Origin of the sequence: uncultured Sphingomonas sp. (assembly GCF_913777625.1) — a bacterium.
Lineage (GTDB): Bacteria > Pseudomonadota > Alphaproteobacteria > Sphingomonadales > Sphingomonadaceae > Sphingomonas.
This window is the reverse complement of sequence record NZ_CAJYTI010000001.1, coordinates 62,975-86,823: the sequence shown is the minus strand read 5'-3', so window position 1 is coordinate 86,823 and position 23,849 is coordinate 62,975. Positions and strand designations below refer to the sequence as shown.

24 protein-coding genes, 1 pseudogene and 2 other annotated features are annotated in these 23,849 nt (G+C 66.7%); of the genes and pseudogenes, 15 read left to right on the top strand and 10 right to left on the bottom strand.

Annotation, left to right across the window (positions count from 1 at the left end; all coding sequences use genetic code 11):
- The first annotated feature begins 31 nt into the window (after positions 1–31).
- Together QZ814_RS00430 and QZ814_RS00425 are read left to right on the top strand one after the other, a co-directional pair.
- On the top strand, positions 32–1,597 hold the full coding sequence (locus tag QZ814_RS00430) for a DUF389 domain-containing protein (RefSeq protein ID WP_294329044.1): 1,566 nt from the start codon (positions 32–34) through the stop codon (positions 1,595–1,597).
- A 38-nt stretch (positions 1,598–1,635) separates the two neighbouring features.
- Positions 1,636–2,835: a cation:proton antiporter gene (locus tag QZ814_RS00425; protein WP_294329042.1), complete on the top strand. Its 1,200-nt coding sequence runs from the start codon at positions 1,636–1,638 to the stop codon at positions 2,833–2,835.
- Between the two features lies 1 nt (position 2,836).
- On the opposite strand, the gene QZ814_RS00420 is transcribed toward QZ814_RS00425, so the two are convergent.
- Positions 2,837–4,366, bottom strand: a complete 1,530-nt coding sequence (locus QZ814_RS00420) for a L,D-transpeptidase family protein (RefSeq protein WP_294329040.1) — start codon at positions 4,364–4,366, stop codon at positions 2,837–2,839.
- A 102-nt stretch (positions 4,367–4,468) separates the two neighbouring features.
- Here QZ814_RS00420 and QZ814_RS00415 point away from each other — a divergent pair, with 102 nt between their 5' ends.
- On the top strand, positions 4,469–6,178 hold the full coding sequence (locus tag QZ814_RS00415; RefSeq protein WP_294329039.1) for an SLC13 family permease: 1,710 nt from the start codon (positions 4,469–4,471) through the stop codon (positions 6,176–6,178).
- Positions 6,179–6,334: 156 nt separating this feature from the next.
- Here QZ814_RS00415 and QZ814_RS00410 read toward each other — a convergent pair whose 3' ends face one another.
- From QZ814_RS00410 to QZ814_RS00400, 3 genes are all read right to left on the bottom strand, one after another.
- Positions 6,335–8,242 (bottom strand): BCCT family transporter, encoded by a 1,908-nt coding sequence (locus QZ814_RS00410; RefSeq protein WP_294329038.1) that lies wholly within the window; start codon positions 8,240–8,242, stop codon positions 6,335–6,337.
- A 67-nt stretch (positions 8,243–8,309) separates the two neighbouring features.
- A complete protein-coding gene (locus QZ814_RS00405; protein WP_294329037.1) occupies positions 8,310–9,806 on the bottom strand; it encodes a SulP family inorganic anion transporter in 1,497 nt (498 codons plus the stop codon).
- Between the two features lie 57 nt (positions 9,807–9,863).
- Positions 9,864–9,919, bottom strand: a sequence feature (sul1 is cis-regulatory element that is thought to sense ions involved in sulfur or methionine metabolism; They are found in Alphaproteobacteria).
- Between the two features lie 153 nt (positions 9,920–10,072).
- Positions 10,073–10,975 (bottom strand): LysR family transcriptional regulator, encoded by a 903-nt coding sequence (locus QZ814_RS00400; protein ID WP_294329036.1) that lies wholly within the window; start codon positions 10,973–10,975, stop codon positions 10,073–10,075.
- A 106-nt stretch (positions 10,976–11,081) separates the two neighbouring features.
- Here QZ814_RS00400 and QZ814_RS00395 point away from each other — a divergent pair, with 106 nt between their 5' ends.
- From QZ814_RS00395 to QZ814_RS00385, 3 genes are all read left to right on the top strand, one after another.
- Complete coding sequence (locus tag QZ814_RS00395) at positions 11,082–11,912, top strand: oxidoreductase (protein WP_294329035.1); 831 nt, start codon at positions 11,082–11,084, stop codon at positions 11,910–11,912.
- Between the two features lie 164 nt (positions 11,913–12,076).
- Positions 12,077–12,877, top strand: a complete 801-nt coding sequence (locus QZ814_RS00390) for an alpha/beta hydrolase (protein ID WP_294329034.1) — start codon at positions 12,077–12,079, stop codon at positions 12,875–12,877.
- On the top strand, positions 12,823–13,089 hold the full coding sequence (locus tag QZ814_RS00385) for an alpha/beta hydrolase fold domain-containing protein (protein WP_365897874.1): 267 nt from the start codon (positions 12,823–12,825) through the stop codon (positions 13,087–13,089). Before QZ814_RS00390 ends, QZ814_RS00385 begins: the two co-directional genes overlap by 55 nt.
- A 416-nt stretch (positions 13,090–13,505) precedes the next feature.
- On the opposite strand, the gene QZ814_RS00380 is transcribed toward QZ814_RS00385, so the two are convergent.
- Entirely contained in the window at positions 13,506–13,721 is a 216-nt protein-coding gene (locus QZ814_RS00380) for an AlpA family phage regulatory protein (protein ID WP_294329033.1), read from the bottom strand.
- Between the two features lie 268 nt (positions 13,722–13,989).
- Between QZ814_RS00380 and QZ814_RS00375 the strand changes: the two genes are divergently transcribed.
- Positions 13,990–14,397, top strand: a complete 408-nt coding sequence (locus QZ814_RS00375; protein WP_294329032.1) for a DUF2285 domain-containing protein — start codon at positions 13,990–13,992, stop codon at positions 14,395–14,397.
- Here QZ814_RS00375 and QZ814_RS00370 read toward each other — a convergent pair.
- Both QZ814_RS00370 and QZ814_RS00365 read right to left on the bottom strand, forming a co-directional pair.
- Positions 14,394–14,981, bottom strand: coding sequence for a zeta toxin family protein (locus tag QZ814_RS00370; RefSeq protein ID WP_294329031.1), 588 nt, complete (start codon positions 14,979–14,981; stop codon positions 14,394–14,396). The genes QZ814_RS00375 and QZ814_RS00370 overlap by 4 nt on opposite strands.
- Positions 14,978–15,334, bottom strand: coding sequence for a ParD-like family protein (locus QZ814_RS00365; protein WP_294329030.1), 357 nt, complete (start codon positions 15,332–15,334; stop codon positions 14,978–14,980). Before QZ814_RS00365 ends, QZ814_RS00370 begins: the two co-directional genes overlap by 4 nt.
- Positions 15,335–15,670: 336 nt before the next feature.
- Between QZ814_RS00365 and QZ814_RS00360 the strand changes: the two are divergent.
- Positions 15,671–15,880 (top strand): annotated as a pseudogene (locus QZ814_RS00360) (ArdC family protein); the annotation flags it as partial.
- On the opposite strand, the gene QZ814_RS00355 reads toward QZ814_RS00360, so the two are convergent.
- Complete coding sequence (locus QZ814_RS00355; RefSeq protein ID WP_294329029.1) at positions 15,876–16,691, bottom strand: hypothetical protein; 816 nt, start codon at positions 16,689–16,691, stop codon at positions 15,876–15,878. The pseudogene QZ814_RS00360 and the gene QZ814_RS00355 sit on opposite strands and share 5 nt — an antisense overlap.
- A gap of 38 nt (positions 16,692–16,729) precedes the next feature.
- Here QZ814_RS00355 and QZ814_RS00350 point away from each other — a divergent pair, with 38 nt between their 5' ends.
- Positions 16,730–16,984, top strand: coding sequence for a hypothetical protein (locus QZ814_RS00350; RefSeq protein ID WP_294329028.1), 255 nt, complete (start codon positions 16,730–16,732; stop codon positions 16,982–16,984).
- A gap of 267 nt (positions 16,985–17,251) precedes the next feature.
- Here the strand turns inward: QZ814_RS00350 and QZ814_RS00345 are convergent, their stop codons facing one another.
- Positions 17,252–18,136 (bottom strand): LysR family transcriptional regulator, encoded by an 885-nt coding sequence (locus QZ814_RS00345; protein ID WP_294329027.1) that lies wholly within the window; start codon positions 18,134–18,136, stop codon positions 17,252–17,254.
- 119 nt (positions 18,137–18,255) lie between these two features.
- On the opposite strand from QZ814_RS00345, the gene QZ814_RS00340 reads away from it, so the two are divergent.
- From QZ814_RS00340 to QZ814_RS00315, 6 genes are all read left to right on the top strand, one after another.
- Positions 18,256–18,807 (top strand): carboxymuconolactone decarboxylase family protein, encoded by a 552-nt coding sequence (locus tag QZ814_RS00340; RefSeq protein WP_294329026.1) that lies wholly within the window; start codon positions 18,256–18,258, stop codon positions 18,805–18,807.
- 74 nt (positions 18,808–18,881) lie between these two features.
- Positions 18,882–19,502: a pyridoxamine 5'-phosphate oxidase family protein gene (locus tag QZ814_RS00335; RefSeq protein WP_294329025.1), complete on the top strand. Its 621-nt coding sequence runs from the start codon at positions 18,882–18,884 to the stop codon at positions 19,500–19,502.
- The gene (locus QZ814_RS00330; RefSeq protein WP_294329023.1) at positions 19,499–19,963 is read left to right on the top strand and encodes a nuclear transport factor 2 family protein; all 465 of its coding nucleotides are present in this window, start codon (positions 19,499–19,501) and stop codon (positions 19,961–19,963) included. Before QZ814_RS00335 ends, QZ814_RS00330 begins: the two co-directional genes overlap by 4 nt.
- A 275-nt stretch (positions 19,964–20,238) precedes the next feature.
- Positions 20,239–20,541, top strand: a complete 303-nt coding sequence (locus QZ814_RS00325) for a PadR family transcriptional regulator (RefSeq protein WP_294329022.1) — start codon at positions 20,239–20,241, stop codon at positions 20,539–20,541.
- A complete protein-coding gene (locus QZ814_RS00320; protein ID WP_294329021.1) occupies positions 20,538–21,182 on the top strand; it encodes a hypothetical protein in 645 nt (214 codons plus the stop codon). Before QZ814_RS00325 ends, QZ814_RS00320 begins: the two co-directional genes overlap by 4 nt.
- Positions 21,183–21,331: 149 nt before the next feature.
- The gene (locus QZ814_RS00315; protein ID WP_294329019.1) at positions 21,332–21,847 is read left to right on the top strand and encodes a hypothetical protein; all 516 of its coding nucleotides are present in this window, start codon (positions 21,332–21,334) and stop codon (positions 21,845–21,847) included.
- A 235-nt stretch (positions 21,848–22,082) separates the two neighbouring features.
- Here QZ814_RS00315 and QZ814_RS00310 read toward each other — a convergent pair whose 3' ends face one another.
- Positions 22,083–23,579: a SulP family inorganic anion transporter gene (locus tag QZ814_RS00310; RefSeq protein ID WP_294329018.1), complete on the bottom strand. Its 1,497-nt coding sequence runs from the start codon at positions 23,577–23,579 to the stop codon at positions 22,083–22,085.
- Positions 23,580–23,636: 57 nt separating this feature from the next.
- Positions 23,637–23,692 (bottom strand) — a sequence feature (sul1 is cis-regulatory element that is thought to sense ions involved in sulfur or methionine metabolism; They are found in Alphaproteobacteria).
- Positions 23,693–23,849: the final 157 nt, after the last annotated feature.

Genomic DNA, 23,849 nt, shown 5'->3' with positions numbered 1-23,849 from the left:
CCGACGAACAGAAAAAGGGACGAAGATCGCCTTGGACGACGCCATCGAAGCAACGGATCGTCGTGCCCGCATTCGCGAGCGCCTGTTGCATCTGGCCCTGTATCGCTGGTGGCGCCAGTCGGTCGTTGCGCCGATCGACCACGAGGCGGTGGTCGCCCGCATCGTGGAGGACAGCGGCTGGTCGGGACGCTTCGCCTTCATGACGATGATGTCCGCCGGGATCGCGGTGCTAGGGCTGCTGCTGTCCTCGCCGGCGGTGGTGATCGGCGCGATGCTGATCTCTCCGTTGATGAACCCCATCCTCGGCTTCGGCTTCAGCCTCGCGCTGTTCGATTTCGTCGAGCTGCGGAGGTCGCTCAAGGCGCTGGCGATCGGCGCTTTCGCCGCCGTCGCATTCACGGCGCTCATCGTCACCATCTCGCCTCTGCAGGCGCCAACCTCGGAGATCGTGGCGCGCACCCGGCCCAATCTGTTCGACCTGGCCGTTGCGCTGTTCGCGGCGCTGGCGGGCACCTATGCGATCATTCGCGGGCGCGGCGAAACCATTGTCGGCGTGGCCATCGCCACCGCATTGATGCCGCCGCTGGCGGTGGTCGGCTATGGCATCGCCACCTGGAACGCGCCGGTGGGGATGGGTGCGCTGGCGTTGTTCGTGACCAACTTCATCACCATTGCGCTCTCCGCCACGGCGATGGCGCGCTTCTACGGCTTCGGCCATCATCTATCGAGCCGCCAGACCTGGACCCAGACGGCGATCCTGATCCTCGTCTTCGTCGCGATGGCGATCCCGCTCGGCATCTCGCTCAACCGCATCGGTCGCGAGGCGGTGGCGGTGACGCAGGCGCGATCGCTGCTGGCGGAGCGGTTCGGCGCCAAGGCGCGGGTCACCCAGCTCGACCTCGACTTCACCCGCGAGCCGCTCGTCGTCCGCGCCGTGGTGATCACCCCGCAGGACGCGATGCAGAAGACCGCGACCATCCAGAAGGCGCTGGCGACGCAACTCGGCCGTCCGGTCCGCCTCAATCTGGACCAGGTGCTGCTCGGCGCAGGCGCCGACGCGCTTGCAGCGCAGCGCGAGGAACTGCGGCGGGCAGGGGAGGCGTCGAACCAGGAGACGCAGCGCGCGACCGAAATCGCGCAGATGGTGGCGCTGATCGCGGGCCTGAAGCCCGACGACGTGACCGTCGACCGCGACCATCACCGCGCCACCGCCGCCGCGACGCCGCTGCCGGGGGCACGGATCGAGACCTACCGCATGCTTGAGACGCGGGCCGCGCAGCGCGCGGGCGACTGGACGGTGGCGATCGTTCCGCCGCAGGGGCCGCTGCCGGAGATCGGCTTCGCGGACAATGTCGATAGCCTCGACGCGCGGGCGACCGAGGCCGTCGCTGCCTCGATCTGGGCGGCGAGGCGCTGGAACATCGGTGCGCTCGGCGTGCCGGGGCTGCCCACGGGAAATGCGCCAGCGAAACCTAACCTCACGCAGCGACGCGCGCTCGCCATTGCCGAGCAATTGCGCCGCGCCGGTCTCGCTCCAAGCGCAGCCCCGCCTGCCGGGCAGCGCTTTGCGCTCGTGCCCGCACCGGTTCTGCCCTAGGGATTTTCTCCCGCCCAGCCGCAACAGGAGTGCCCGCGTTGAACGAAATCGGTCTTCCCGAACTCGGCACGTTGCTGATCGTCGCGTCGCTGGTGGCGATGATCTCGCGGCGGATCGGGCTGCCCTATACGGCCGGGCTGGTGCTGGCTGGGATCGCGCTCGCGTTCCTGCCGGTGGGCGCCAACCTGCCGCTGTCGCGCGAACTGATCTTCAACATATTCCTGCCGCCGTTGATCTTCGAGGCGGCGTTGCAGCTGCGTTGGCAGCGCTTCCGCGAGGAGCTGCCGCTCACCATCGTGCTGGCGTTCCTCGGCGTCGCCATCTCCGCGCTGCTGGTCACCGTCGGCATGCACTGGCTGCTGGGCTGGAGCTGGCTGGGCGCGGCCTTCTTCGGCGTGTTGATCGCGGCGACTGACCCCGTCTCGGTGATCGCGGCCTTCAAGGAGATGAAGGCCAAGCCGCGGCTGAGCATGGTGGTGGAATCGGAAAGCCTGCTCAACGACGGCGTTGCCGCGGTGGGCTTCGCGATCCTCATTGCGGTCGCCGAGGGCGGCGGGCTCAGCGTCGGTAGCGTCGCGACCTCTCTGCTCTGGACGGTGCTGGGCGGCGTGGCGATCGGCGGCGGGATCGCCTTCGTGGTGCTGACCGTCGCGGGGCGGACCGAGGACCATCTTGTCGAGGTGACGCTGACCACCGTCATCGCCTGGGCGAGCTTCCTGCTGGCGGAGCATGTCCATGCTTCGGGCGTGTTCGCCGCGCTCGCTGCCGGGATCATCGTCGGCGCGATCGGCCCGCGCGGCTCGATCTCGGTTGCCGGGCGCCAGCATGTCCAGGATTTCTGGGCCTATGCCGCCTTCCTCGCCAATTCCTGCCTGTTCCTGCTGATCGGTAGCCACGAGGCGCACCAGCCGATCGCACTGGTCAGCGGCGCGCTGATCGCCGGGATCCTGCTGACGCTACTCGGTCGGGCGGCGGCGGTCTATCCGCTGGCGGCGCTGTTTGCGCATACGAAGCTGCGGCTGCCGGCAACCTATCAGCACGTGCTCGTCTGGGGCGGGCTACGCGGGGCGGTGGGGCTTGCACTGGCGCTGGCGGTGCCGGCGAACGTCGCTGAGCGCGGCGCCATCGTCGTGGTCACCTTCGGCGTCGTCGCCTTCTCGGTCTTCGCTCAGGGACTTACCATGCCGCCGCTGCTCCGCCGGTGGAAGCTGACCGGCGCGGAGGATGCCGAACATTGATTCAAGGGCCGATGTCGATGGCGTCGGCTTGGGTCTTAGTGTGCGAACCGTCATCGAAGCCGAGCGCCCGCGCCACCGGGCCGTTCCAGTCATAGGGATCGGTGCGGACCGTCACCCGGCCGATCTCGTCGACAAAGGCATTCTGGTAGAGCAGCCGCACCGGGATGCGTACCGGAAGGGCCACGAAGGTCTGCGCGCCGCTGGCGCTCGCCGCCTGCCAGCGATCGGCCACGCCTTCGTCCTCGGCAATGCGTTGCGCGAAGCCCAGCGCGTCCTCCACCCGCACGCAGCCATGGCTGAGATGCCGCTGGCTGCGTTCGAACAGGCCCGGCGCGCTGGTATCGTGAAGGTAGATCGCCTGGTCGTTGACCATGTCGAACTTGACCATTCCCAGGGCATTGTCCGGCCCCGGCTGCTGGACGATATAGCCGCCCCGGCGCACCATGTTGTGGTTGGCGAGATAGTCCGGGCCGACATGTGCCAGCTCGGTATTCTCAATCGACTTCGGGATCGTCCAGGTCGGGTTGGCGACCAGGCGATAGATAGGGGACGACAAAAGCGGCGTTTCTCGGCCCGGCTTTCCGACGATGACCTTGCGGCTGTCGACCGGCACGCCGTCGCGATAGTAAGTTAGGCGCGCGGCGGCGATGTTCACGTCGATGCGCGTCGCCGGCGGGTTGCGGGCCAGCCAGCGCAGCCGCTCGAGCGCGACAGCGAGCGCCCGGGCGCGGTCGGCGGGGCTCAGGGTGAGCACTTCGATCGTGCGCGGACCGATGACCCCGTCCTCGGCAAGGCCATAGTCGCGCTGCAGCGCGCGCACCGCATCGACGATGTCGCTGGTGTAGAGGCGCGAGGGGGCGGGGGCAGGGGGCGAGGTCGTACCGAGGTCCAGCAGATAGCCTTCCGCCGCGAGTTGCTTGATGATCGCTGGAACGCGATCGTCGCGGTCGGCGGGGCGGATCAGGCCGTTCGCTGCGATTGGGGGGGCGGAGCCGTTGCCGAGGCGCTGCTCGGCCACCGCGGCGCGATAGGCCTCGGAAAGGCGGCGATAGTCTGCTTCCTGCGGGGCGAGGCCGGCAAGCCAGGCGGGCAGGTCGCCGCGGTCGAGTGCGGTACCGAGCCCTGCGACGATGTCGACGTCGGGGCGGGGCAGCGTATACACGGCGTGCAGCGTTGCCGGATCCACCACGCCCATGGCCAGCGCGCGGGCATAGCGGAGCGCGGCGCGCGTGCGCGCGACATCCAGCGCCTCGGGACTTGCGGCAGGCTCGACAGAGGACGGAAAGGACAGCCGATCCAGCCCATGATCGGCACGGTGCGCGATCGCATCTTCGAGGGCGCGCGCGGCCGCGTCGGTCCAGACGAGGCGCCACTGTGCCCGATCATAGAAGCGCTGAAGCTCGGGCTCGGTTGCGAGCGACCGGAGCGCAGCCTGCGCCTGCCCCGCGGACTTGAGAACAGCGGCACCCTGGCGAACGGCAGCGGCGGCAGCGGGAGGTGCAACGGACAGGAGAAGCGGGGCTGCAACCATGCAGCGAAACCGAAGGTTTGAAACAGTCATGTCCTTGCAAACGCCCCCGCGCCGCAGATCGGTCCATCGTGCCTGTGCCGCGCTTGGGCGGGCGGGTCGCGGATGACCCCGGCGATTCTCAGCGCCGCCGTGCTACTGGGCGCACTGGTGCTGTTCGTTTCGGAGCGCGTGCGCCACGATCTCGTCGCGCTGCTGGCATTGCTGGCCTGCGTGCTGCTCGGCCTTACGCCACCGGGAGAGGCCTTTGCCGGCTTCGCCGATCCCGCCGTGATCGCGGTGGCGGCTGTACTGGTGATCGGTCGCGCGATCGAGCTGTCCGGCGTCGCTGCCAGCGTATCGCGTGTGCTGATGCCGGCGCGCGCAGGCTTTACCGTCCGGCTCGCGGTGTTGCTGGTGTTGGGCGCGTTCCTTTCCGCCTTCATGAACAACATCGCCGCGCTGGTCGTCACCATGCCGATCGCCGCGCAGGTGGCTAGGGAGGCGAAGCGGCCGCCTGCCGCGACGCTGATGCCGCTTGCCTTCGCCACCATCCTGGGCGGCATGACGACGCTGATCGGGACGCCCGCCAACCTCATCCTGTCCTCGGTGCGCGCCAAGGAGCTGGGCACGGGCTTCGGCTTCTTCCAGATGGCGCCGGTAGGGGTGGCGGTGTCGGCGGTGGGGCTGCTGTACCTCGTGCTGGTCGGTTGGCGGCTGCTGCCGGTGCGGCAGGGGATGGACCGACCGGTGCGGCCGCCCTGGCGGGTCTATGAGCTGACCGTACCGGCTGCCGTGTCGCTCGCCGGTCTGCTTCCGCGCCTACGGACGGCAGCGGTACGGCTGCTTGCCGTCTTCCGGGAGGGGCATCGGATCCGGCTGGAAACCGGTCTGGAGGCCGGAGACCGCCTGCTGGTGGTGTCGCGCCGCCAGCAATGGATCGCTGCGGAGGCCACCGGGCTACGGTCCGACATCGAGGAAGCGGAGGGCGACAGCGTTACAGCGCGTGTCGTCGTCGCCCATGGTTCGTTCCTCATCGGCCTCAGTCACGAGGCGATCCGGATCCGCAGCAACGACACGCTTACCGTTGTCGCCGTGGGGCCGCGCGCTGCGCGGCGGCGCGCGCCGCTCGCTTCGCTCCGTATAGAGGCGGGCGATCAACTGTTCGTGCGCGGCCGCCCGGCGGATCTCGCGCGCTTCGTCGGCACTGCGCGACTGCTCGAGGTCGACCGGGTCGATCGCCTGCCCGTCGCCCGTAGGCAGGCGGCGCCGATCCTGATGATTTTCATCGCCGCGATCGTCTCGATTGTTGGGTTCGGAGCGCCACCGGCGCTCGCCTTCCTGGCTGCTGCCGTTGCATTGGTCGCGACACGGCTGATGGGAGCGGACGAAGTGTACCAGGCGATCGACTGGAGCGTGATCGTACTGCTCGCGGCAATGATACCCGTCGGCCACAGCTTCGAGACGAGCGGCGCCGCCGCCATCGCCGCCGAATGGCTGGGTGCTACGCTCGCCGGCCTACCACCCGTAGTGGTAATCGCCGCGCTCTGCAGCATGACGCTCTTGTTGTCGATCTTCCTCAACAACGTTGCGACCGCGATCATCATGGGTCCGCTCGCGATCGATGCCGCGCGGGTGCTGGGCATCGGACCGGACGCGGCGCTACTGGCGGTGCTGATTGGCACCTCAGCCGATTTCCTCACACCCATCGGCCACCAGAATAACCTGCTCGTGATGGGGCCCGGCGGTTACCGCTTCACCGATTATGCGCGCATGGGTGCCGTCCTCGTCGTGCTCGTCGTCGGGACGGCGGCGATGGTCCTTGCCCTCCCATAGCGTGGCGAAACCCGGCGGGGAGGGGCAATCCGTTTCCTATGGCCATGAATTTCCGTTCCCTCGACGGCGCACGCTATCATGTCCTGGGTTTCATTCCGGTCGAGCATGTCGTTGTCTGCCAGGGAATGATCTCCGGTGTCGACGATCCTTGTGCGATCAGCGAGGCTTCCATCGTTCCAGCGCGCTGAGCACCTCCCCGGTAATCTGCCGCCTGGAGAATCCGGTGAGGTCGCGCGACTTGGCGGGGGGAAGCCTTTCGACGGCAAGTGACCAGCCGATGCTGCGGCGCGCTTCGGACGCCTCCAGCGCCGTATAGGCGGCCAGGGGCCGAGCGCGCGGCAACAAGCGGTAGGTGAATGGTCGTTCGCTCTGGCTGCCGACGATAAGCGCCACCTGCCCTTCTTCGATCTCGAGCAGCAGATCGGTCCAACCCTCAGCCTGCATCGCTGTGTAGACGGCGCGCAGCGCCGGCTCGCCGTTGCGATGGATCTGTTCGAGAATGTCGGACCTTCGCGCAGGGAGTACCAGCCGCTTCAATCGTTCGCTGATCGCAGGTGCCTCGTCGGGGATCGCCACGCCGGCCAAGTCGGCGTTGGTTTGTCTCACCAGTCCATAGGCGAGCAGCAGCATGATGAAGCAGAAGGGCAGGGCGGCCAGCAGGGTCGCCGCTTGCAGCGCGCCGAGCCCGCCCGCCACCAGCAGCAGCGTCGCCGTCGCGCCCAGCAGCACGCACCAGTACATCCGCTGCCAGCGCGGCGTGTCTTCCTTGCCGCCGGAGGCGAGCGTGTCGATCACCAACGCGCCGGAGTCGGCGGAGGTGACGAAGAACACGGCCACGAGCAGAATGGCCAGGGTGGAGGTGACGCTCGCGGCGGGCAGATACTCCAGGAACTTGAACAGCGCGGTGGAGAGATTGGCCTGCACCGCCTGCGCGATTCCGCCCGATGCCGCGCCCAGGTCGAGCGAGATCGCGGTGTTGCCGAACACCGTCATCCACAGGAAGGTGAATGCGGTGGGCACGAACAGCACGCCGATGACGAACTCGCGGATCGTCCGCCCGCGCGAGATGCGGGCGATGAACATGCCGACAAAGGGCGACCAGGCGATCCACCACGCCCAGTAGAACAGCGTCCAATCCGCCATCCAGGCGCGCGGCTCATAGGCGTAGAGCGTGAACGTGCGCATCACGAAGTGATCGAGATACAGGCCGAAATTCTGCACCAGCGCGCGGAGCAGGAACAGGGTCGGGCCAAGCACCAGTACGAACAGCATCAGCAGCACGGCCATGATCAGGTTCAGCTCAGACAGACGCCGGACGCCGCGGTCCGCGCCGCTCAGCACCGACAGCGTCGCCGCCCCCATCACCAGCACGATCACGACGATCTTGGCGGTCAGCGTGTCGGGGAGCGCGTAGATATAGGCCAGGCCCGCCGTCATCTGCGAGACGCCGAAGCCCAGCGACGTGGCGACGCCGAACACCGTGCCGAACACCGCGAAGATATCGATGGCGTCGCCGAGCGGTCCGTTGATGCGCTTGCCGAGGATCGGTGCCAGCCCCGAGCGCAGGGTGAGCGGCAGATCCTTGCGATAGGTGAAATAGGCGAGGCTCAGCCCGACCAGCGCGTAAATCGCCCAGGCATGGACGCCGTAATGGTGGAAGGTGATCGCCATCGACTCCCGCGCCGCGTCGATCGTGCCGCTCTTGGCCTCGGGGGGCGAGATATAGTGCTGGATCGGCTCCGCGACGGCAAAATACATCAGCCCGATGCCCATGCCGGCGGCAAACAGCATCGCCAGCCAGGAAAGATAGGGGAAGTCCGGTTCGGCATCGTCCGGCCCGAGCTTGAGCTTGCCCGCCGGCCCGAAGGCGAGCGTGAGGACGACGACCAGGAACACCGCGACGGCGGCGATGTAGAACCAGCCGAACGTGTCGATGGTCCAGGCCTGCGCCGCCTTGAAGACCAGGTCGGCGCTGCCGGGCATCGCGATGGTGACGCCGAGCAACGCCAGGATGAGCGCCGAGGCGCCCGAGAACACACGGGGGTTGATTGCACTTTTCAGCATATGTGCACGCTGAACGCTGGTCGGGCGAAAAGGTGGCGGCAACTGCCGTCGCGCGCCACCGGAGTGTTCAGTGCGGCGCCAGGCCCAGTTCGACACCGGTCTTGTCGTGGAGCGCGAAACGATCGACAATGTCCGCGCTCGCACGGTTATAGCCGATTACCTCGACGTCCCGGTCGTCGCGACGTAGCCGGGCGACGATCTTGTCGAGCGCGCCGACGCCGGAGATGTCCCAGAAATGGGCCGCCGTCACATCGATCACCACCCGCTCCGCGCGATCCTCCGCCTGGAAGGCGCGCGTGAAGCGGTTGACCGAGGCGAAGAAGATTTCGCCCGACACCCGGTAGACGGCGCGCGTGCCGTCTGCGGAAAGCTCCCGCTCCACCGAGAACATGCGCTGCACCTTGCCCGCGAAGAAGATCCCGGAAAGCAGGACGCCCGCAAGGACGCCCAGCGACAGATCGTGCGTCGCGACCACCACCGCGACCGTGGTCAGCATCACGATGGAGGAGGTCGGCGGGTGACGGCGAAGGTTCGCAATCGAGTTCCAGCTGAAGGTGCCGATCGAGACCATGATCATCACCGCCACCAGCGCCGGCATCGGCACCCGCCCGACATAGGGACCCAGCACGGCGAGGAGGAAGAGCAGGAAGGCGCCTGCGACGAAGGTGGACAGGCGGCCTCGGCCACCGGAGGTGACGTTGATGACGGACTGGCCAATCATCGCGCAGCCGCCCATGCCGCCGAACAGGGCCGCAACGATGTTCGCGCCGCCTTGTCCGCCACATTCCCGGCGCTTGTTGCTGTCGGTGTCGGTCATGTCGTCCACGATCTGCGCGGTGAGCAGCGATTCGAGCAGCCCCACCGCTGCCATGGTGAGTGCATAGGGCAGGATGATCTGCAGCGTCTCCAGGGTGAGCGGGACGCGCGGCAGGGCGAAGCTCGGCAAACCCTGCGGCAGCTTGCCCATGTCGCCCACCGTGTGAACCGGCAGCGACCACGCGATGCTGACCGCACTCAGCACGAGGATGGCGACCAGCGGCGAGGGCACCGCCTTGGTGATGCGGGGAAAGCCGTAGAGGATCGCCAGGCCGGCGGCGACCATCGCGTAGGTCTGCCAGCCGACATTCGTCAGCTGCGGCAGCTGCGCCAGGAAGATCAGGATGGCGAGGGCGTTGACGAAGCCGGTGATGACCGAACGCGAGACGAACTGCATGACCAGATCGAGCCGCAGCATGCCGGCCGCGATCTGGATCAGGCCCATCAGGATCGTTGCCGCGAAGAGGTATTCGACTCCGTGTTCGCGCACGAGCGGCCCGACGAGGACGGCGACTGCCGCCGTCGCGGCCGAGATCATCCCGGGGCGCCCCCCGACCAGGGATATGGTCATCGCGATCGCGACGGAAGCGTAGAGCCCCACGCGCGGGTCGACCCCGGCGATGATCGAAAAGCCGATCGCCTCGGGGATCAGCGCCAGAGCGACGACGATGCCGGCCAGCAGGTCCTGGCGAGCGGCGATGCCGCCCGTGAACCACTGGCGGCGGTACGCAGTAAAATCGAAGGTCATTGAAAATCCACAACAGGGCACAGGGCGCCAAGCAGCGCCGACAGAATTGGTGCGTGTTGTTGTCCGGCGGATCGGCGGCCGGAATAGCCACCCGGAATTTCACCGGGTCCTTGCGAATGTGCGGCGCATAGATGCTTGGCGGTCTCGACGCAACATGTCTGCGCCACGAAGACGCCTGCGACGGTGGTGCGGGGTAGGGCCCGGGCGGGCAGGTCTCGGCAGCCAAATCAAGCGGTCGAAGAAACCCGCGATCAAGCACCCTGTTGCTACTCGGGCGCAGCCGCGCGGATGGTGTCGATCACCGCGCGAAGGGCCGGCGCCATCTGCCGCTGCTGGGGGTAGCATAGATAATAGCCGGGAAAGGGGACCGACCAGTCTGTCAGGAGCGGGACGAGCTCGCCCCGGGCGAAGGCGTCGACCACAGACTCCTCCTTGAGGAAGGCGATGCCGACGCCGGCCAGCGCCGCCTCCACCATCACCGCGCGGCTGCTGGTAATCAGCGGGCCTTCCACGGCGACCGAGAACCAGTGCCCCTTCTCGAAGAACTCCCACGCATAGGGGCCCGGCTGCCCCGGCCAGCGCCAGCGGATGCAGCGATGCTGCAGCAGGTCCTTCGGCGTTTGCGGAACCCCGTGCTCGGCAAGATAGGCAGGCGCAGCGACCGCCAGCTGCCGAATATCGCCGCCAAGCCGGAGTGCGACCATATCGCGCTCGATCAGTTCGCCGATGCGGATCCCGGCGTCATAGCCGCTGCCGACGAGATCGACGACCGTGTCGTCGATGGTGAGATCCAGCGTGATGTCGGGGAAGGCGCACGCCAGTTTCGGCAGGATCGGCACGACGAACCGGTCGGCGGCGGCATGGAAGCAGTGCAGGCGCACGGTACCGGTCGGCTGCCGCGCGGCGCTGCGGGCCTGTTCCAGCGCGCCGGCCAGGCTGTCGATCGCCGGCGCGACCTCGGCAAGCAGGGCGGCGCCAGCTTCGGTGAGCGAGACGCTGCGGGTGGTGCGATGGAGCAGCCGGATTCCCAGCCGCTCCTCCAGCCCGCGGATCAGCTGGCTTAGCGCTGAGGAGGATACTCCCAGCTGCTCGGCCGCCCTGCTGAAACTCCGCTGCTCGGCCACGGCCGCAAAGGCGCGCAGGGCACCGAACTCGCTGGGATGGATCATGCGGCGCATCTCAGCATTGTGAAGCTGGTCTTACAAGCCCGGGTAGCAGCCGGCTGATTATCCCGCTCGAATTAAAGGCTATCTCCGGGATCGAAGGAGAACAGCTATGAAGACTTGGTTCATCACCGGCATTTCCCGCGGGCTTGGCAAGGCCCTTGCGCAGGCCGCGCTGGCGCGGGGCGACACCGTTGTTGGCACGGTGCGTGAGGGGGCACCGGACCTCGATGCGGGCAGCGGGACGCTGCATGTCATCCCCGTCGACCTGACCGACGCGGCGGCGATCGCGCCCGCCGTGGGCGCGGCCTTCGACAAGGCTGGCCAAATCGATGTTCTGGTCAACAACGCCGGCTACGGCCTGCTGGGCGCGTTGGAGGAAGCGACCGACGCGGAATTCCAGCGGCTGTTCGCGGTCAACGTCTTCGCACCCTTCGCGGTGATCCGGGCGGCGCTCCCGGCGTTGCGGCGGCAGGGCAGCGGTCACATCCTCAACATCACCTCGATTGCGGGGCGTGCCCCGGCGGGGTCCTCCGGCCTCTATTCCGCGACCAAGTCGGCGCTCGAAGGGCTGACGCAGAGCCTGGCGCAGGAAATCGCGCCCTTCGGTCTTAAGGCCACGGCGATCGCGCCCGGTGCCTTCCGTACCGACTTTCTCAGCGACCGTTCGATCCGGCGCAGTCAGGGTGGCGGCGCGCATTATGCGGAAAGCGTCGGGTCGGGGATCGCACGGCTGGATGCGATGGCTGGGCGCCAGATCGGCGATCCGGACAAGGCGGCCGCGGCGATCCTCGCGCTGGTCGACGCGCCCAACCCGCCGCTGCACCTGCTGCTCGGGAGCGACGCGCTGCGGCGCGCCCGCGAGAAACTCGACGCGGTGATCGACGAGATCGATCGCTGGGAAACGGTGACGCGCTCGACCGATTACCAGCAAGGCGTCTGAGCGACCGAACCTGGGCGGTCTTCCCTCTGGATCAGAGGGAGGGCCGTCTCCAAGGCATGGTTCGTTTGCGGATATCGGGGAGGGCGCGCTACAGCAGCAGCCCCACCAAGGTCGGCGGGTCGGTGTACCCGCGACCCGGCAAGCATGGCGAGTAGCGTAACGACATGAGCGATCGGAAAAACGGCGTCCTGGTTCAAGCCCGGTTGATCCCTTTCCCCACGTCGATAAGCGAGGCGGCGCGTGACCGTCTCGGGCGGCAGGTAAACGAGGACGGCGTTCCGCTGAATGCGCGCTACACCATGCCCTCGCCGGACGATCATGCCGGCTGGATGCAGCTCAAGGCCGCCGCGGACGGGCACTATGCGGCGGCGGTAAAGGGGCTGGCCGGTACCTTGCGCGCCACAATCGAGACGGTTCGAGCCGGTACGGCCACGATCCATGTCGCGAGGCCCGAAGCCGTGGGTGCCCCGGATCGTGCCTATGTGGATTTCCATGGCGGAGCATTCGTGTTTGGTGGCGGCGAGGCCTGTCGGATGCAAGCGCAGATGCAGGCGGATCAGCACCAGGCGATCTGCTACGGCGTCGACTATCGGATGCCGCCCGAGCATCCCTATCCTGCGGGCCTGGACGATGCTTTGGCTGCGTACCGCTATGTGCTGGAGCGGCACGCGCCGTCGCGCATCGTCGTGGGCGGACGGTCTGCGGGCGGCAACCTGGCCGCCGCGATGCTCCTTCGCGCCAAGCAGGAAGGGCTTCCCATGCCCGCCGGGTTGATCCTGCTTTCTCCGCAGGTCGACCTGACCGAGTCCGGCGACAGCTTCCAGGTCAACCAGATGGTCGATGTGGTGCTGCCCAGGTCGCTGATGCGGAACAATGAACTCTATGCCGGTGGGGCCGATCTGTCGCACCCCTGTCTCTCACCCCTGTCTCTCACCCCTGTCTCTCACCCCTGTTCGGAGACCTGACGGACTTTCCGCCGACCTTCGTCCAATCCGGCACCCGCGACCTGTTCCTGTCCAATGCGGTACGAATGCACCGGGCGCTGCGTCAGGCAAACGTGGCCGCCGAACTGCACGTGTTCGAGGCGATGCCGCACGGAGGGTTCCAGGGGAACACGCCGGAGGACGATCAGCTCGCGGTCGAGATGTCCCGGTTCGTACAGGCTCGGTGGGGATGAGGCATTTTCACTGCTGCCGCAACGTTCAGGCGACGTAGCGCTGTCGACTAAAGAAGCTCCTGGCCAACTCAAGCCGTTCCCATCAGCGGCTGTGAACGGCCGCTCGCTTTGAACGTGCGGCTCAGCAATCGCCACTGATGTCGAGTGGAACTTTAGTATTTTCATCTCGGCTCCAAGCGCGCGGATTGCCAACTAACGGCCAAGTTCCGAGCGTCAAGCGGCACCTGAACGAACGACCGCTTCCGCGGCCGTGAATGGCCGGGATTGGGTCATCTCGCCAATAGCAAGAGGCCCGCTGTTCACCGGAAGCGAACCGATAAAGGCCAGGTACGCGATCGGCGGCTGTCGTCAGAGACCGTCGTTTAGCAAGCCGTTTCGGAACGGCCGCTTCGTCCCACACCCGGTCAATCGTTACCTCATCGCTCCGGAGGCGGGCCAGCCTCATATGTCATCGGATCATTAAGCCAGCAGGTAACAGCAGACTCGCGCCAGCCGATACAGCGGGTGCTGATCTGCATGCTAGCTGGGAAGGTGCCTGCTTCCATCTTCCAGTAAAGGGTGGAACGCGTGAGGCCTGTTAGAGCGAGGACGGCCTTGAGCCGGAGGATGCGGTCCGTTGCGTTGGAGTGCATTGCTATCACCTTGCATCGTTCGGGGGTTGGTGGAGGGCTTCGACGCAAGATGGACCCGAACGGCTTGCCGGCAGAAGGGTTGGTCTGGGGCTGAAATGGTACTGTTCGGTGCAGGCTGGCATGTACATCGACTGGGATCGACGGTGGTGCGAGTGGTACGTCTGACGGCATCGACCTCCCCCGCCTGCTCCGCTGGGCAACCATCGTCCGCGGCGGCGGCCGCGAGCATGTCGCGCTCTCCGACGGATGGCATCGGATCCGGCTGGACGTGGTCGGCGGGTCGCTCGTCGAGGAAGCACCGGCGCGACTCGACTATCTTCTGTCGGGCATGACGCGGGTCGATGCCCATGTCCTGACCCTGCGGCGCATGCTGGAGCTGTGGCGCACCGGCCGCTTCTCCCGGAAACTCCACCCGCCCGAACCGGGGATCGAGCGGAGGATCGAGGCGCTCCGCGTCGGCGATGCGGTTGCGGCGGGTGCCACCTATCGCGAGATGGCGTCGGCGCTCTACGGCGAGGACTTGGTCCGCGAGGAATGGAAGGGCCGCTCAGACTTCCTGCTGTCGCGCGTCCGTAGACGTGCCGACGAGGCGGCGCGCATGGCCGCCGGTGGCTGGCGCATGCTGCTCGGCACGGGCGCCGGTTCGCGCGACGATCGGGCTCTTGGCCCGCGCTAGAGTTGGAGGTCCGCCGCGTACACCGCGCGGACCCAGGCGGGCAGGTGGGGAAGGGCGAACACCAGTCTTCCGTTCGCAAAGGTCAGGCAGTGGCGGGTCGGTCGGTTGAGCGTCGAATTGTCGAACACCATCGCGCGATCGGACCGGAGCGTGGCCTCCCGGATCAGCGGCGCGCCGCGGACATAGCGCGCGCGGATCTTATCGTCGGGGACGACATGCCCGCCTTCCTCCACCCGCGCGCCGACGCGCGCCACCGAGAGTTCTGGCGTCTCCACCCCGACATGCATCAGCACCACGGTGAAGCCGCGCGCCTTCGCTTCGTCGATCAGGTCGAGCTTCGACGGGTGCGAGAAAACCGTCTCAGTGACGAAGTCGCGGGCCCGGGCGAGATGGTCGGCACGCCTCGCCGTCGCGATCCGCGCGGCTTCATAGGACGCTGCGGGCGAGGGATCGCGCAGTTCGTCGCGCTGGATCAGGTCGGCGTTGATGAACGGGCCCGCGAAGCTCGGCGCGACGCGCGTGGCATAGAGCGTCGACTTGCCGGCGCCGTTCGGTCCGGCAAGCACGATCATCGTCGGCTTCATGCCTTGCGGCCGGCCTTCTCGCGCACGAGGTTGCCGCCTTCATCGAGCCCGACGCCCAGCCCGAGCTGGCGACGCTGGGCGAAGAACGCCTCTTCCTCGGGGCTGGGCTGGCCCATCTTCTCGACGAAGCCGTCGAGCCAGACGTCCTTCTCCTCTTCGGTGAGCGCCGTCGTCTCGATCTCGCCCGTCAGCGCCGAAGTGATGCGGGCATGGTCGAAATTGCCCGATTTCTCGATCGCGCGCCCGATCCGGACCCAATGGGCGATCTGCCCGGCCAGCGACCGGCTCTGCAACTCGGACTCGCGGCGCACGATCTTCATCAGGTCGTCGCCAAGCTTGATCGACTGCGCCATCCCGTACCTCCAGGTACATAGGTAGCAATTTGCTACCTCGGCTTCAAGCGATTGGTGCACGCCGTTGGCGGAGCACTGGGGCGATGGCTGTGGACGCCGCGCCTCCCGCGCGGCGGCGTGCCTGTGCCTCTCCCGGCGCGGCGGGGGAGGGCGGCGCGCCCGGCTAGGCCCGGCGTGGCCGGCGGCAACCCCTTCGCTCGCGCTCCGGGGTGCTCCGCTCCGCTCCGCCCTTCGGTGCCGCCGGCCCCTGGAGCCGGGCCTCTGGGTCGCTGCTGCCGCCCACCCCCCGCCTTTGCGGGGAGGCATGGTGCCTTTTGGGGCGGCGAGGAGGAACCGATGCGCCAAGCCACCCGCCGATCTGCCCGCTCGCGCGGTGCCTGCGGGGATCGCCAGCCTGCGACCCGAACCAATCTCTATGACGAGGTAACCGCGCGGATCGTCGCCGAACTCGAAGCCGGGCGGCTGCCCTGGGTCCAGCCATGGGGGGGCACCGAGCCCGGCCTGCCGCGCAACGCGCTGACCGGTCGGACCTATTCCGGGGTCAATAAGCGCACCATTTCAACTTCCTGACGTCGTTGTGTTTTTTGCTTGGTGAGTTCCGGGCGCTTGCGAGATCAATGATTTTGGTATCGCGCCGGTATCGCAGGTGAGCGTCTGTGTGGCGCCCGACTTCCGCCCAGAACGACTCGACCCCGTCAATAAAGTCGCTGAGATATTCAAGGCGAAGGTGGCGGTAATGCTTCTGGTTCGTGCCGGTGCCTCGATGGCCCGCTGCTGTCTCGATCTGCGGTTCAGGCACGCCGCGGCGGTGCTTCTCGGTGCTTGCGGTGTGTCGTAGCGTGTTAGGCGATCCGATGCCTATAAGCTTAGGGCGAGGCATCGTTTCACCAAACTTGCGGTGCGGCGGCAGCCAACATTCAGCGCCGGCTGGATCAACGGCTTGCTCACATAGACCCGCCTCAATGAGAGTTTTGGCGAAAGCGGTTTTAATGCTGTCGACCGGTCCAAGGCGACAGGCCGTCTGACCGGTGATCGCATTAGGGTGAGGCTTCCGCCACTGGATTGCGCGTCCGCGATGAATCTCAAGCCAAGGGGCCAGGGTTGGGCAGATTGGAACGATTGACCGACGCTTTTTGGTCTGCTGACGGCCAGGTGCATCGAAGTAGATGAGTCCGTCACGGACTTGTACGTCTTTGTCCAGTTCGAGAACAGCCTCCACGCGCGCGTTGGTGTTCAACATGATCATGATAAACATGTGGATGTGGTGCCGTTGCTCGTAGGCCCAGGCGACTTCCAGCAGCGCCGCGACCTGCTCGGTGGTGTAGACAAGATCACGCGGCTCGCTTTGCCGACGCATTCAACCAGCTTCAAACCTAGCTCCATCAAATCCCTTGCTTGTTCAGCACCAACGCGGTGCTGGTTACGTTCGATGGCATGGAAGCCCGGATCGGCTCCATCACTGCCGATGATGAACGCTTCATGCCGTGGCGAACGGTAGACGGGCAGGACTTCGCTCATCGCGGCACACCGGAACTCGAAACGCTGCTGCGGGGGGTGTTCACCCGCGAAAATCTGCTGGCGCTGATCCGCGATTTCATTGTGTTTGGCGACAAGGCGAAGGGCCATTCGAGATCGTCGCGGGCTGACTAGCTTGGCCAGCTTCGGGTCGGCGGCGCAGTGAGCAAGTCGAAATTGCGAACGCGCGGATAGGCAGGAGTCGCCGGGCAGGTTCTGACTGTCGTCCCGCACCGTGGCATCATTCCGCGCAAGATACGCGCCGCTGATGCCTGCTCCCGAACAATATACGACATCCAGCAACAGGCACCTGAACGTCCGCGTACGCAATAACGGCCCTTGGAAGCGCAGCGGCAATGTTCAGAAGGTGGCGATGTCCTTGCACGCGATGTTGGTAATTGATCAACCGTCCAGCCTGTCCCTGAGCCGGGAGGTGGCAAAGTCGAGAAAGGCGCGCAGCTTGAGCGGCATGGCCGGTTGGGCCGTGTAGAGCAGATGAATCGGCTGCGGAGCCGACACAAAGGGCTCGAGCACCCTGACCAGTCGTCCCTCGGCGATGGCAGAGGCGACCTGGTAGGACAGGACGCGGACGATGCCGGCCCCTGCGAGGGCGGCGTCTATCGCACCGGCGGCGGTATTGACCGAGAACCGGCAGGGTGTGTCCACCTGTTGCCCACCGAAGGCCCAAGAACTTCCGGCTTGGAGCCGCTCGAACGCGATGCAGTCGTGCTGGGCAAGATCGCCCGGCGTGTCCGGTATACCGCGCGCCGCAAGGTAGGCCGGACTGGCGCAGGTTATCCAATCCACCGTGCCCAGCCGGGTGGCGATCAGCCCGCTGTCCGGCAGCGGCCCGATCCGCACCGCCAGATCGATGCGGTGCTCGACGAGGTCGATGAAGTAGTCGGCCAGGGTCAGGCGAACCGCGATGTCTGGATAGGCCCGAAGGAACGCGAGCACGACCGGTTCGACATGCAGCTGCCCGAAAATGACGGGCGCCGTGACGACCAGTTGCCCACGGGGCATGCGGTATTCGCCGGCGGCAAGGCGCTCGGCGTCGTCGAGATCGTCCAAAATCTGCCGGCATGAGTCAAGGTAGGACCGACCGGCGTCGGTCAGCAGCAGCTTGCGGCTGGTTCGTACGACGAGCTGGGTGCGCAGGTGCGCCTCCAGGTCCGACACCCGCCGGCTGACCGTCGGCAAGGGCACGCCCAACTGGCGCGAGGCGGCTGAAAGGCTGCCGCCGTCGACGGCAGCGACCAGCGTGCGCATGGCTTCGAAGCGGTCCATTGGATCTTCCATTTTTCGGAAGGAACGGTTTCGATTTCAGCAGATACTCAGAAATTCACGAAGGTTCTAGCGATTGTGCAGCGGCCGATACCGGCTGCCGCCATCGCAAGGATCTCATCATGCCCCGCATTCCCCAACCCGCCACCATCGCCGACGCCCCTATCGCTTCGCAGCCGCTGCTCGAAGCCGTCGTCAAGCAAATCGGCTCCGCGCCGAACCTGTTCCGCCTCGTCGCGACCAGCCCGCAGGCACTGGAAGGATACCTGGCGCTATCGGGCGCCTTGGCCAAGGGTGCTCTCCCGGCCGCGACCCGGGAGCGGATCGCGCTCGCGGTCGCCGAGATTAATCAGTGCGACTACTGCCTCTCCGCCCATTCCTTCCTCGGCAAGAACGTCGCCCGGCTCGACGACGCCGAGATCGCCGCCAACCGCAGCGGCGCGTCGAACGATCCCAAGGCCGACGCCGCAGTGCGGTTCGCCGCGCGGGTGGCCGAGAGCCGCGGACACGTCACCGATGCGGAATTCTCTGCGGTGAAGCTGGCGGGGTATACCGATGCGCAGATCATCGAGATCGTCCAGCATGTCGCGCTCAACACCTGGACCAACACGTTCAACTCGGTTTTCCAGACCGAGATCGACTTCCCGGTCGTCACCGGCCGCAAGGCTGCCTGACCGGAAGGAGGGCGGGCGCCTGCTTCATCGGGCACCCGCCGTTTCCCGACCTGCAACGCCCGGGAGCGCACGCCATGAATCCCTCCAGCGACATTGCCTTCACACCTACCGTCAAAGCGTTGCAGGCTGCGCGCGGATCGCGCCAGATCTATGCCAGGATCGAGCAGCGCGGGGGCTTTCGCACGGCTATTACCGCAGATCTCGCCGACTTCCTGGCCGGGATCGATACGGCCTACCTGGCGACAGCCACGGCCGACGGCCAGCCCTATGCCCAGCACCGCGGCGGGCCCAAGGGGTTCATCCGGGTGCTGGACGAGCACACGCTGGGTTTTGCCGACTATACCGGCAACCGCCAATATCTGACCGCGGGCAATCTGGCCGAGAACGACAAGGCATTCCTGTTCCTGATGGACTATGCCAACCGGCGCCGGATCAAGCTATGGGGCCGCGCGCAGATCGTCCGCGACGACCCGGCCCTGATCGATCGGTTGATGCCGGCCGACTATCCCGCGCAACCGGAGCAGGCGATCCTGTTCACCGTGGCGGCCTGGGACGTCAATTGCCCCCAGCACATTCCGCGCAAGCTCGAGGCGAACGCTGTCGCCAGCGCCATTGCCAGGTTCGAGGAACGCATTGCGGCGCTGGAAAAGCAAAACGCAGCGCTGCGCGCACAACTCGAAAGGATCGAACCATGACCCGTCCGCCGCTTCCGCCCTTCACCGATGAAACTGCCGCGATGAAGGCCCGCGCCGCCGAAGATGCCTGGAACAGCCGCGATCCGGCGCGCGTTGCCCTCGCCTATACGCCCGACAGCCGCTGGCGTAATCGGGCGGAGTTCGTCACCGGGCGCGGGGAGATCGAGGCTTTCCTCGCCCGGAAGTGGGCACGCGAGCTTGATTACCGGCTGATCAAGGAGGTGTGGGCGCAGGCCGGCAATCGGATCGCGGTCCGCTTCGTGTACGAGTACCGCGACGACAGCGGCACCTGGTTCCGCGCCCATGGCAATGAAAACTGGCAGTTCAACCGCGACGGACTGATGGAGGAGCGTCACGCCAGCATCAACGAATACCCCATTGCGGAAGGCGAACGGTTGCTCCTCTGGCCGCTTGGCGCGCGGCCAATGGATCATCCGGGGTTGTCAGAGCTCGGCCTGTGAGCTTGTCTGGTACCGACCAACTCGAGACGTTTCCCCGTTCGCGCTCGAACGGCCGCTACTGCCGAGGCTTGCCATTCCCGCACCCAGGACGTCATGTTCCCGAAGCCATTCGGTAAGGAGCCGTAAGGGGCTTTCCGACCAGGTCGGTTGCACTGAGCGCCGTTAAACTGACGTTGCGGATGCGGGCGCGCCGGCGGCGTCAGGTAAGGGGCGCTGACGCAGGCAACACGGCACATGCGCTTGACTCCTAAATCTACATATGTTTGCATGGCGCCATGGTTCGAAAACGCCAGCCCTCGAAACAGATGTGCCGCCTCCTCGAAGCGCTTTCGGGAACGCATGGCGAATGGCGGCACGGGTACGACCTGATGAAGGTCACCGGCCTATTGTCCGGGACGCTGTATCCGCTGCTGATGCGGATGACGGAGGAGGGGCTCGTGGAGGCCGAGTGGCGCGAGCCCGCACAGCCTGGGCCACCCGCGCGGCACGCATACCGCCTGACCTCTGCAGGCGCCGCCCTCGCGCGTGACCGCGCCGGCAGTGTGCCGGGCCAACCGTTCAAGGGCGCGCTGGCATGAAGGCTTCTTTCGCACGCGCGCTACTCCGCCTGACGGCTGCTTGTCTCGGCGAGCGTAAGCGCGACTGGGCCATGGCGATGGAAGCGGAGCTGGACACGGCGATCGCCGAAGGCGCGCCCGTACAGTTCGCATTCGGGTGCCTGTTGGCGGCAGGGCGCGGGCTGTTCGCGGCCGAGGAAGGACAATTCGTCCTCACTAGCTATGCCGTGGCGATTGGTGTCCTGTTGCCGATGGCCGCGCTGCAGATCGGCTGCGCGCTGTTCGGATTGCCCTATCTCTATCCCGGTCATCACGGGCTGGGTGGCGCGATGATGGACGGCGACTTACAGGAGAGCCTGCTGCGCGGTGTCTACCAAGCGGCGATCCCGTCGCTGGCGTTGCTCCAGCTGTTGATCGGCCTGGGGCATCTGCGGATCGCATGGGTGGTGCTGGAGCGCGATTGGGCGGCAGCGCTTCGCTGGGGCAGCCTGAGCCTAGCCGCATCGGCGACACTGGTGACCTTCCTGAGCGTGCTGTTCATCGATGGCCGGCAGGCGCTGCTTCAAAGCGCGGTGCTGGCGATCGAGCTGGCGATCATCGCCAGCGTGGCGCGCTGGCACACGCATTTCTCGCCCGGCCCTGCGCCCGATCCGGCCCGGTAAGCGCGTCGCACGATGACAGAATTCGACGGCCTTCGGGTGCACCGCCCCGGAGCGTGAGGCCGCATGGCCGCAAGCGGTGTCGCGAAGCGACGCGTTCGTCGCCGCGGAAGCCCCGCCGCACCCTCGGGGCAAGGAGAAGGAGAAGACGTATGCGAACCGCAGTCCTGCGTTCCATCCTGCGCTGTTCGGGGACAGCCTTGTTCCTGATGGCGGGCGTGCCGGCCGTCGCGGGGCAGGAGGACTCCGCCGCCGGCCGGTCCCCCTTCCTGGGAACCTGGGAGCTAGACCTCAGCCGGATGCCGGCCAACTATGGCCCGCCGCCCCGCCGGGTCCTCTACACCTTCGAGGATGCCGGCGACGGCCATTGGCGGACAACCGTAGACATCACCGCGCCGGATGGCAGCATCCGCCACATGGCGGTGCGCTACGCACGCGACGGATCGGCGTCGGCAGGCGAAGGCGACCAGTCGGAAGCAGATAGCGCCGCGATCAACCAGCCCGCGCCCAATGTGCTGGTCATGAGCCTTTCGAAGAACAAGATGCTCGGCTCGGTACGGGTCTATGCGATCTCGTCGGACGGCAAGGAAATGACAGAATCTGCTGCTGCGGCGGACTCCGGCGGAACGCCCTTCGTCCGGAATTTTCATTTCCGCCGTGTGCGATGAGCCGGGCGTGTGGCCCGGGACGTGGACAAAGCCGACCCGGCCTGGTGATGCGATGAGCGCTGGGGGGCCTGAGAACACGCGAGGGTTGATTGCAGCTTTCGGCATCCTTGCACCGCCGGACGCCCGCCGGGCGAAGCGGTGGCCGCTGGCGACGGCGCACGCGGCTGCCCCTTCGAACCTCGCCCGTGTGGTGCCTTGGAGCCCGTCCGAAGCGTGTCGAGAGCCACCTGGGCGCTTAATGCGGCGCAAGTCCCAGTTCGACGCCGGTTCTGTCGTGGAGCGCGAAGCGATCGACGATGTCCGCGCTGGCACGGTTATAGCCGACCATTTCGACGTCGCGGCCATCGCGACGTAGCCGCGCGACGATCTTGTCGAGCGCGCCGACGCCGGAGATGTCCCAGAAATGGGCCGCCGTCACGTCGATCACCACTTGGCCCGCGCGATCCTCCCCTTGGAAGGCGCGGGTGAAGCGGTTGACCGAGGCGAAGAAGATTTCGCCCGACACCCGGTAGACGGCACGCGTCCCGTCTGTGGAAAGCTCCCGCTCCACCGAGAACATGCGCTGCACCTTGCCCGCAAAGAAGATGCCGGAAAGCAGGGCGCCTGCAAGAACGCCCAGCGACAGATCGTGCGTCGCGACCACCACCCCGACCGTGGTCAGCATCACGACGGAGGAGGTCGGCGGGTGACGGCGAAGGTTCGGAATCGAATTCCAGCTGAAGGTGCCGATGGAGACCATGATCATCACCGCCACCAGCGCCGGCATGGGGACACGCCCGACATAGGGACCCAGCACGGCGAGGAGGAAGATCAGGAACGCGCCCGCGACGAAGGTGGACAGGCGCCCACGCCCCCCGGACGTGACGTTGATGACGGACTGGCCGATCATCGCGCAGCCGCCCATGCCGCCGAACAGGGCCGCGACGATGTTCGCGCCGCCTTGACCCGCGCACTCCCGGCGCTTGTCGCTGTCCGTATCGGTCATGTCGTCCACGATCTGCGCGGTGAGCAGCGATTCCAGCAGTCCCACCGCCGCCATGGTGAGCGCATAGGGCAGGATGATCCGCAGCGTCTCCAGGGTGAGCGGGACGCGCGGCAGGGCGAAGCTAGGCAAGCCCTGCGGCAGCTTGCCCATGTCGCCTACCGTATGGACCGGCAGCGCACACGCGATGCTGACCGCGCTCAGCACGAGGATGGCGACCAGCGGCGAGGGGACCGCCTTGGTGATGCGGGGGAAACCGTAGAGGATTGCGAGACCGGCAGCGACCATCACATAGGTCTGCCAGCCGACATTGGTCAGCTGGGGCAGCTGCGCGAGGAAGATCAGGATGGCGAGGGCGTTGACGAAGCCGGTGATGACCGAGCGCGAGACGAACTGCATGACCAGATCGAGCCGCAGCACGCCCGCGACGATCTGGATCACGCCCATCAGGATCGTCGCCGCAAAGAGGTATTCGACTCCGTGTTCGCGCACGAGCGGCCCGACGAGGACGGCGACTGCCGCCGTCGCGGCCGAGATCATGCCGGGACGCCCCCCGACGAGGGATATGGTCATCGCGATCGCGACGGAAGCGTAGAGCCCCACGCGTGGGTCGACCCCGGCGATGATGGAAAAGCCGATCGCTTCGGGGATCAGCGCCAGGGCGACAACGATGCCGGCCAGCACGTCCCGGCGAGCGGCGATGCCGCCCGTGAACCACTGGCGGCGGTACGCGGTAAAATCGAAAGTCATTGGATATCCACAACAGGGCACAGGGCGCAAAGCAGCGCCGACAGGATTGGTGCGTGTTGTTGTCCGGCGGATAGGCGGCCGGAATAGCCACCCGGAGTTTCACCGGGTCCTTGCGAATGTGCGGCGCATAACGGCTTGGCACGATGGAGGCAACACCTGCGTCCCACCAGACTCCTGCGAAGAAGGGTGCGGCGTTGTAGGGTTCGGCGGGCAGGTCTCGGCGGTCAAGTCAAGCGATCGACAAAGCCCGCGATCGGCGTCGGCGGCGTG

Bases quoted from the DNA above. Each gene is read 5' to 3' on its own strand.
- QZ814_RS00420 (WP_294329040.1), bottom strand. From the start codon at position 4,366: ATGGTTGCAGCCCCGCTTCTCCTGTCCGTTGCACCTCCCGCTGCCGCC.
- QZ814_RS00415 (WP_294329039.1), top strand. From the start codon at position 4,469: ATGACCCCGGCGATTCTCAGCGCCGCCGTGCTACTGGGCGCACTGGTG.
- QZ814_RS00410 (WP_294329038.1), bottom strand. From the start codon at position 8,242: ATGCTGAAAAGTGCAATCAACCCCCGTGTGTTCTCGGGCGCCTCGGCG.
- QZ814_RS00405 (WP_294329037.1), bottom strand. From the start codon at position 9,806: ATGACCTTCGATTTTACTGCGTACCGCCGCCAGTGGTTCACGGGCGGC.
- QZ814_RS00400 (WP_294329036.1), bottom strand. From the start codon at position 10,975: ATGATCCATCCCAGCGAGTTCGGTGCCCTGCGCGCCTTTGCGGCCGTG.
- QZ814_RS00395 (WP_294329035.1), top strand. From the start codon at position 11,082: ATGAAGACTTGGTTCATCACCGGCATTTCCCGCGGGCTTGGCAAGGCC.
- QZ814_RS00390 (WP_294329034.1), top strand. From the start codon at position 12,077: ATGAGCGATCGGAAAAACGGCGTCCTGGTTCAAGCCCGGTTGATCCCT.
- QZ814_RS00380 (WP_294329033.1), bottom strand. From the start codon at position 13,721: ATGCACTCCAACGCAACGGACCGCATCCTCCGGCTCAAGGCCGTCCTC.
- QZ814_RS00370 (WP_294329031.1), bottom strand. From the start codon at position 14,981: ATGAAGCCGACGATGATCGTGCTTGCCGGACCGAACGGCGCCGGCAAG.
- QZ814_RS00365 (WP_294329030.1), bottom strand. From the start codon at position 15,334: ATGGCGCAGTCGATCAAGCTTGGCGACGACCTGATGAAGATCGTGCGC.
- QZ814_RS00355 (WP_294329029.1), bottom strand. From the start codon at position 16,691: ATGCGTCGGCAAAGCGAGCCGCGTGATCTTGTCTACACCACCGAGCAG.
- QZ814_RS00345 (WP_294329027.1), bottom strand. From the start codon at position 18,136: ATGGACCGCTTCGAAGCCATGCGCACGCTGGTCGCTGCCGTCGACGGC.
- QZ814_RS00340 (WP_294329026.1), top strand. From the start codon at position 18,256: ATGCCCCGCATTCCCCAACCCGCCACCATCGCCGACGCCCCTATCGCT.
- QZ814_RS00335 (WP_294329025.1), top strand. From the start codon at position 18,882: ATGAATCCCTCCAGCGACATTGCCTTCACACCTACCGTCAAAGCGTTG.
- QZ814_RS00330 (WP_294329023.1), top strand. From the start codon at position 19,499: ATGACCCGTCCGCCGCTTCCGCCCTTCACCGATGAAACTGCCGCGATG.
- QZ814_RS00325 (WP_294329022.1), top strand. From the start codon at position 20,239: ATGGTTCGAAAACGCCAGCCCTCGAAACAGATGTGCCGCCTCCTCGAA.
- QZ814_RS00320 (WP_294329021.1), top strand. From the start codon at position 20,538: ATGAAGGCTTCTTTCGCACGCGCGCTACTCCGCCTGACGGCTGCTTGT.
- QZ814_RS00315 (WP_294329019.1), top strand. From the start codon at position 21,332: ATGCGAACCGCAGTCCTGCGTTCCATCCTGCGCTGTTCGGGGACAGCC.
- QZ814_RS00310 (WP_294329018.1), bottom strand. From the start codon at position 23,579: ATGACTTTCGATTTTACCGCGTACCGCCGCCAGTGGTTCACGGGCGGC.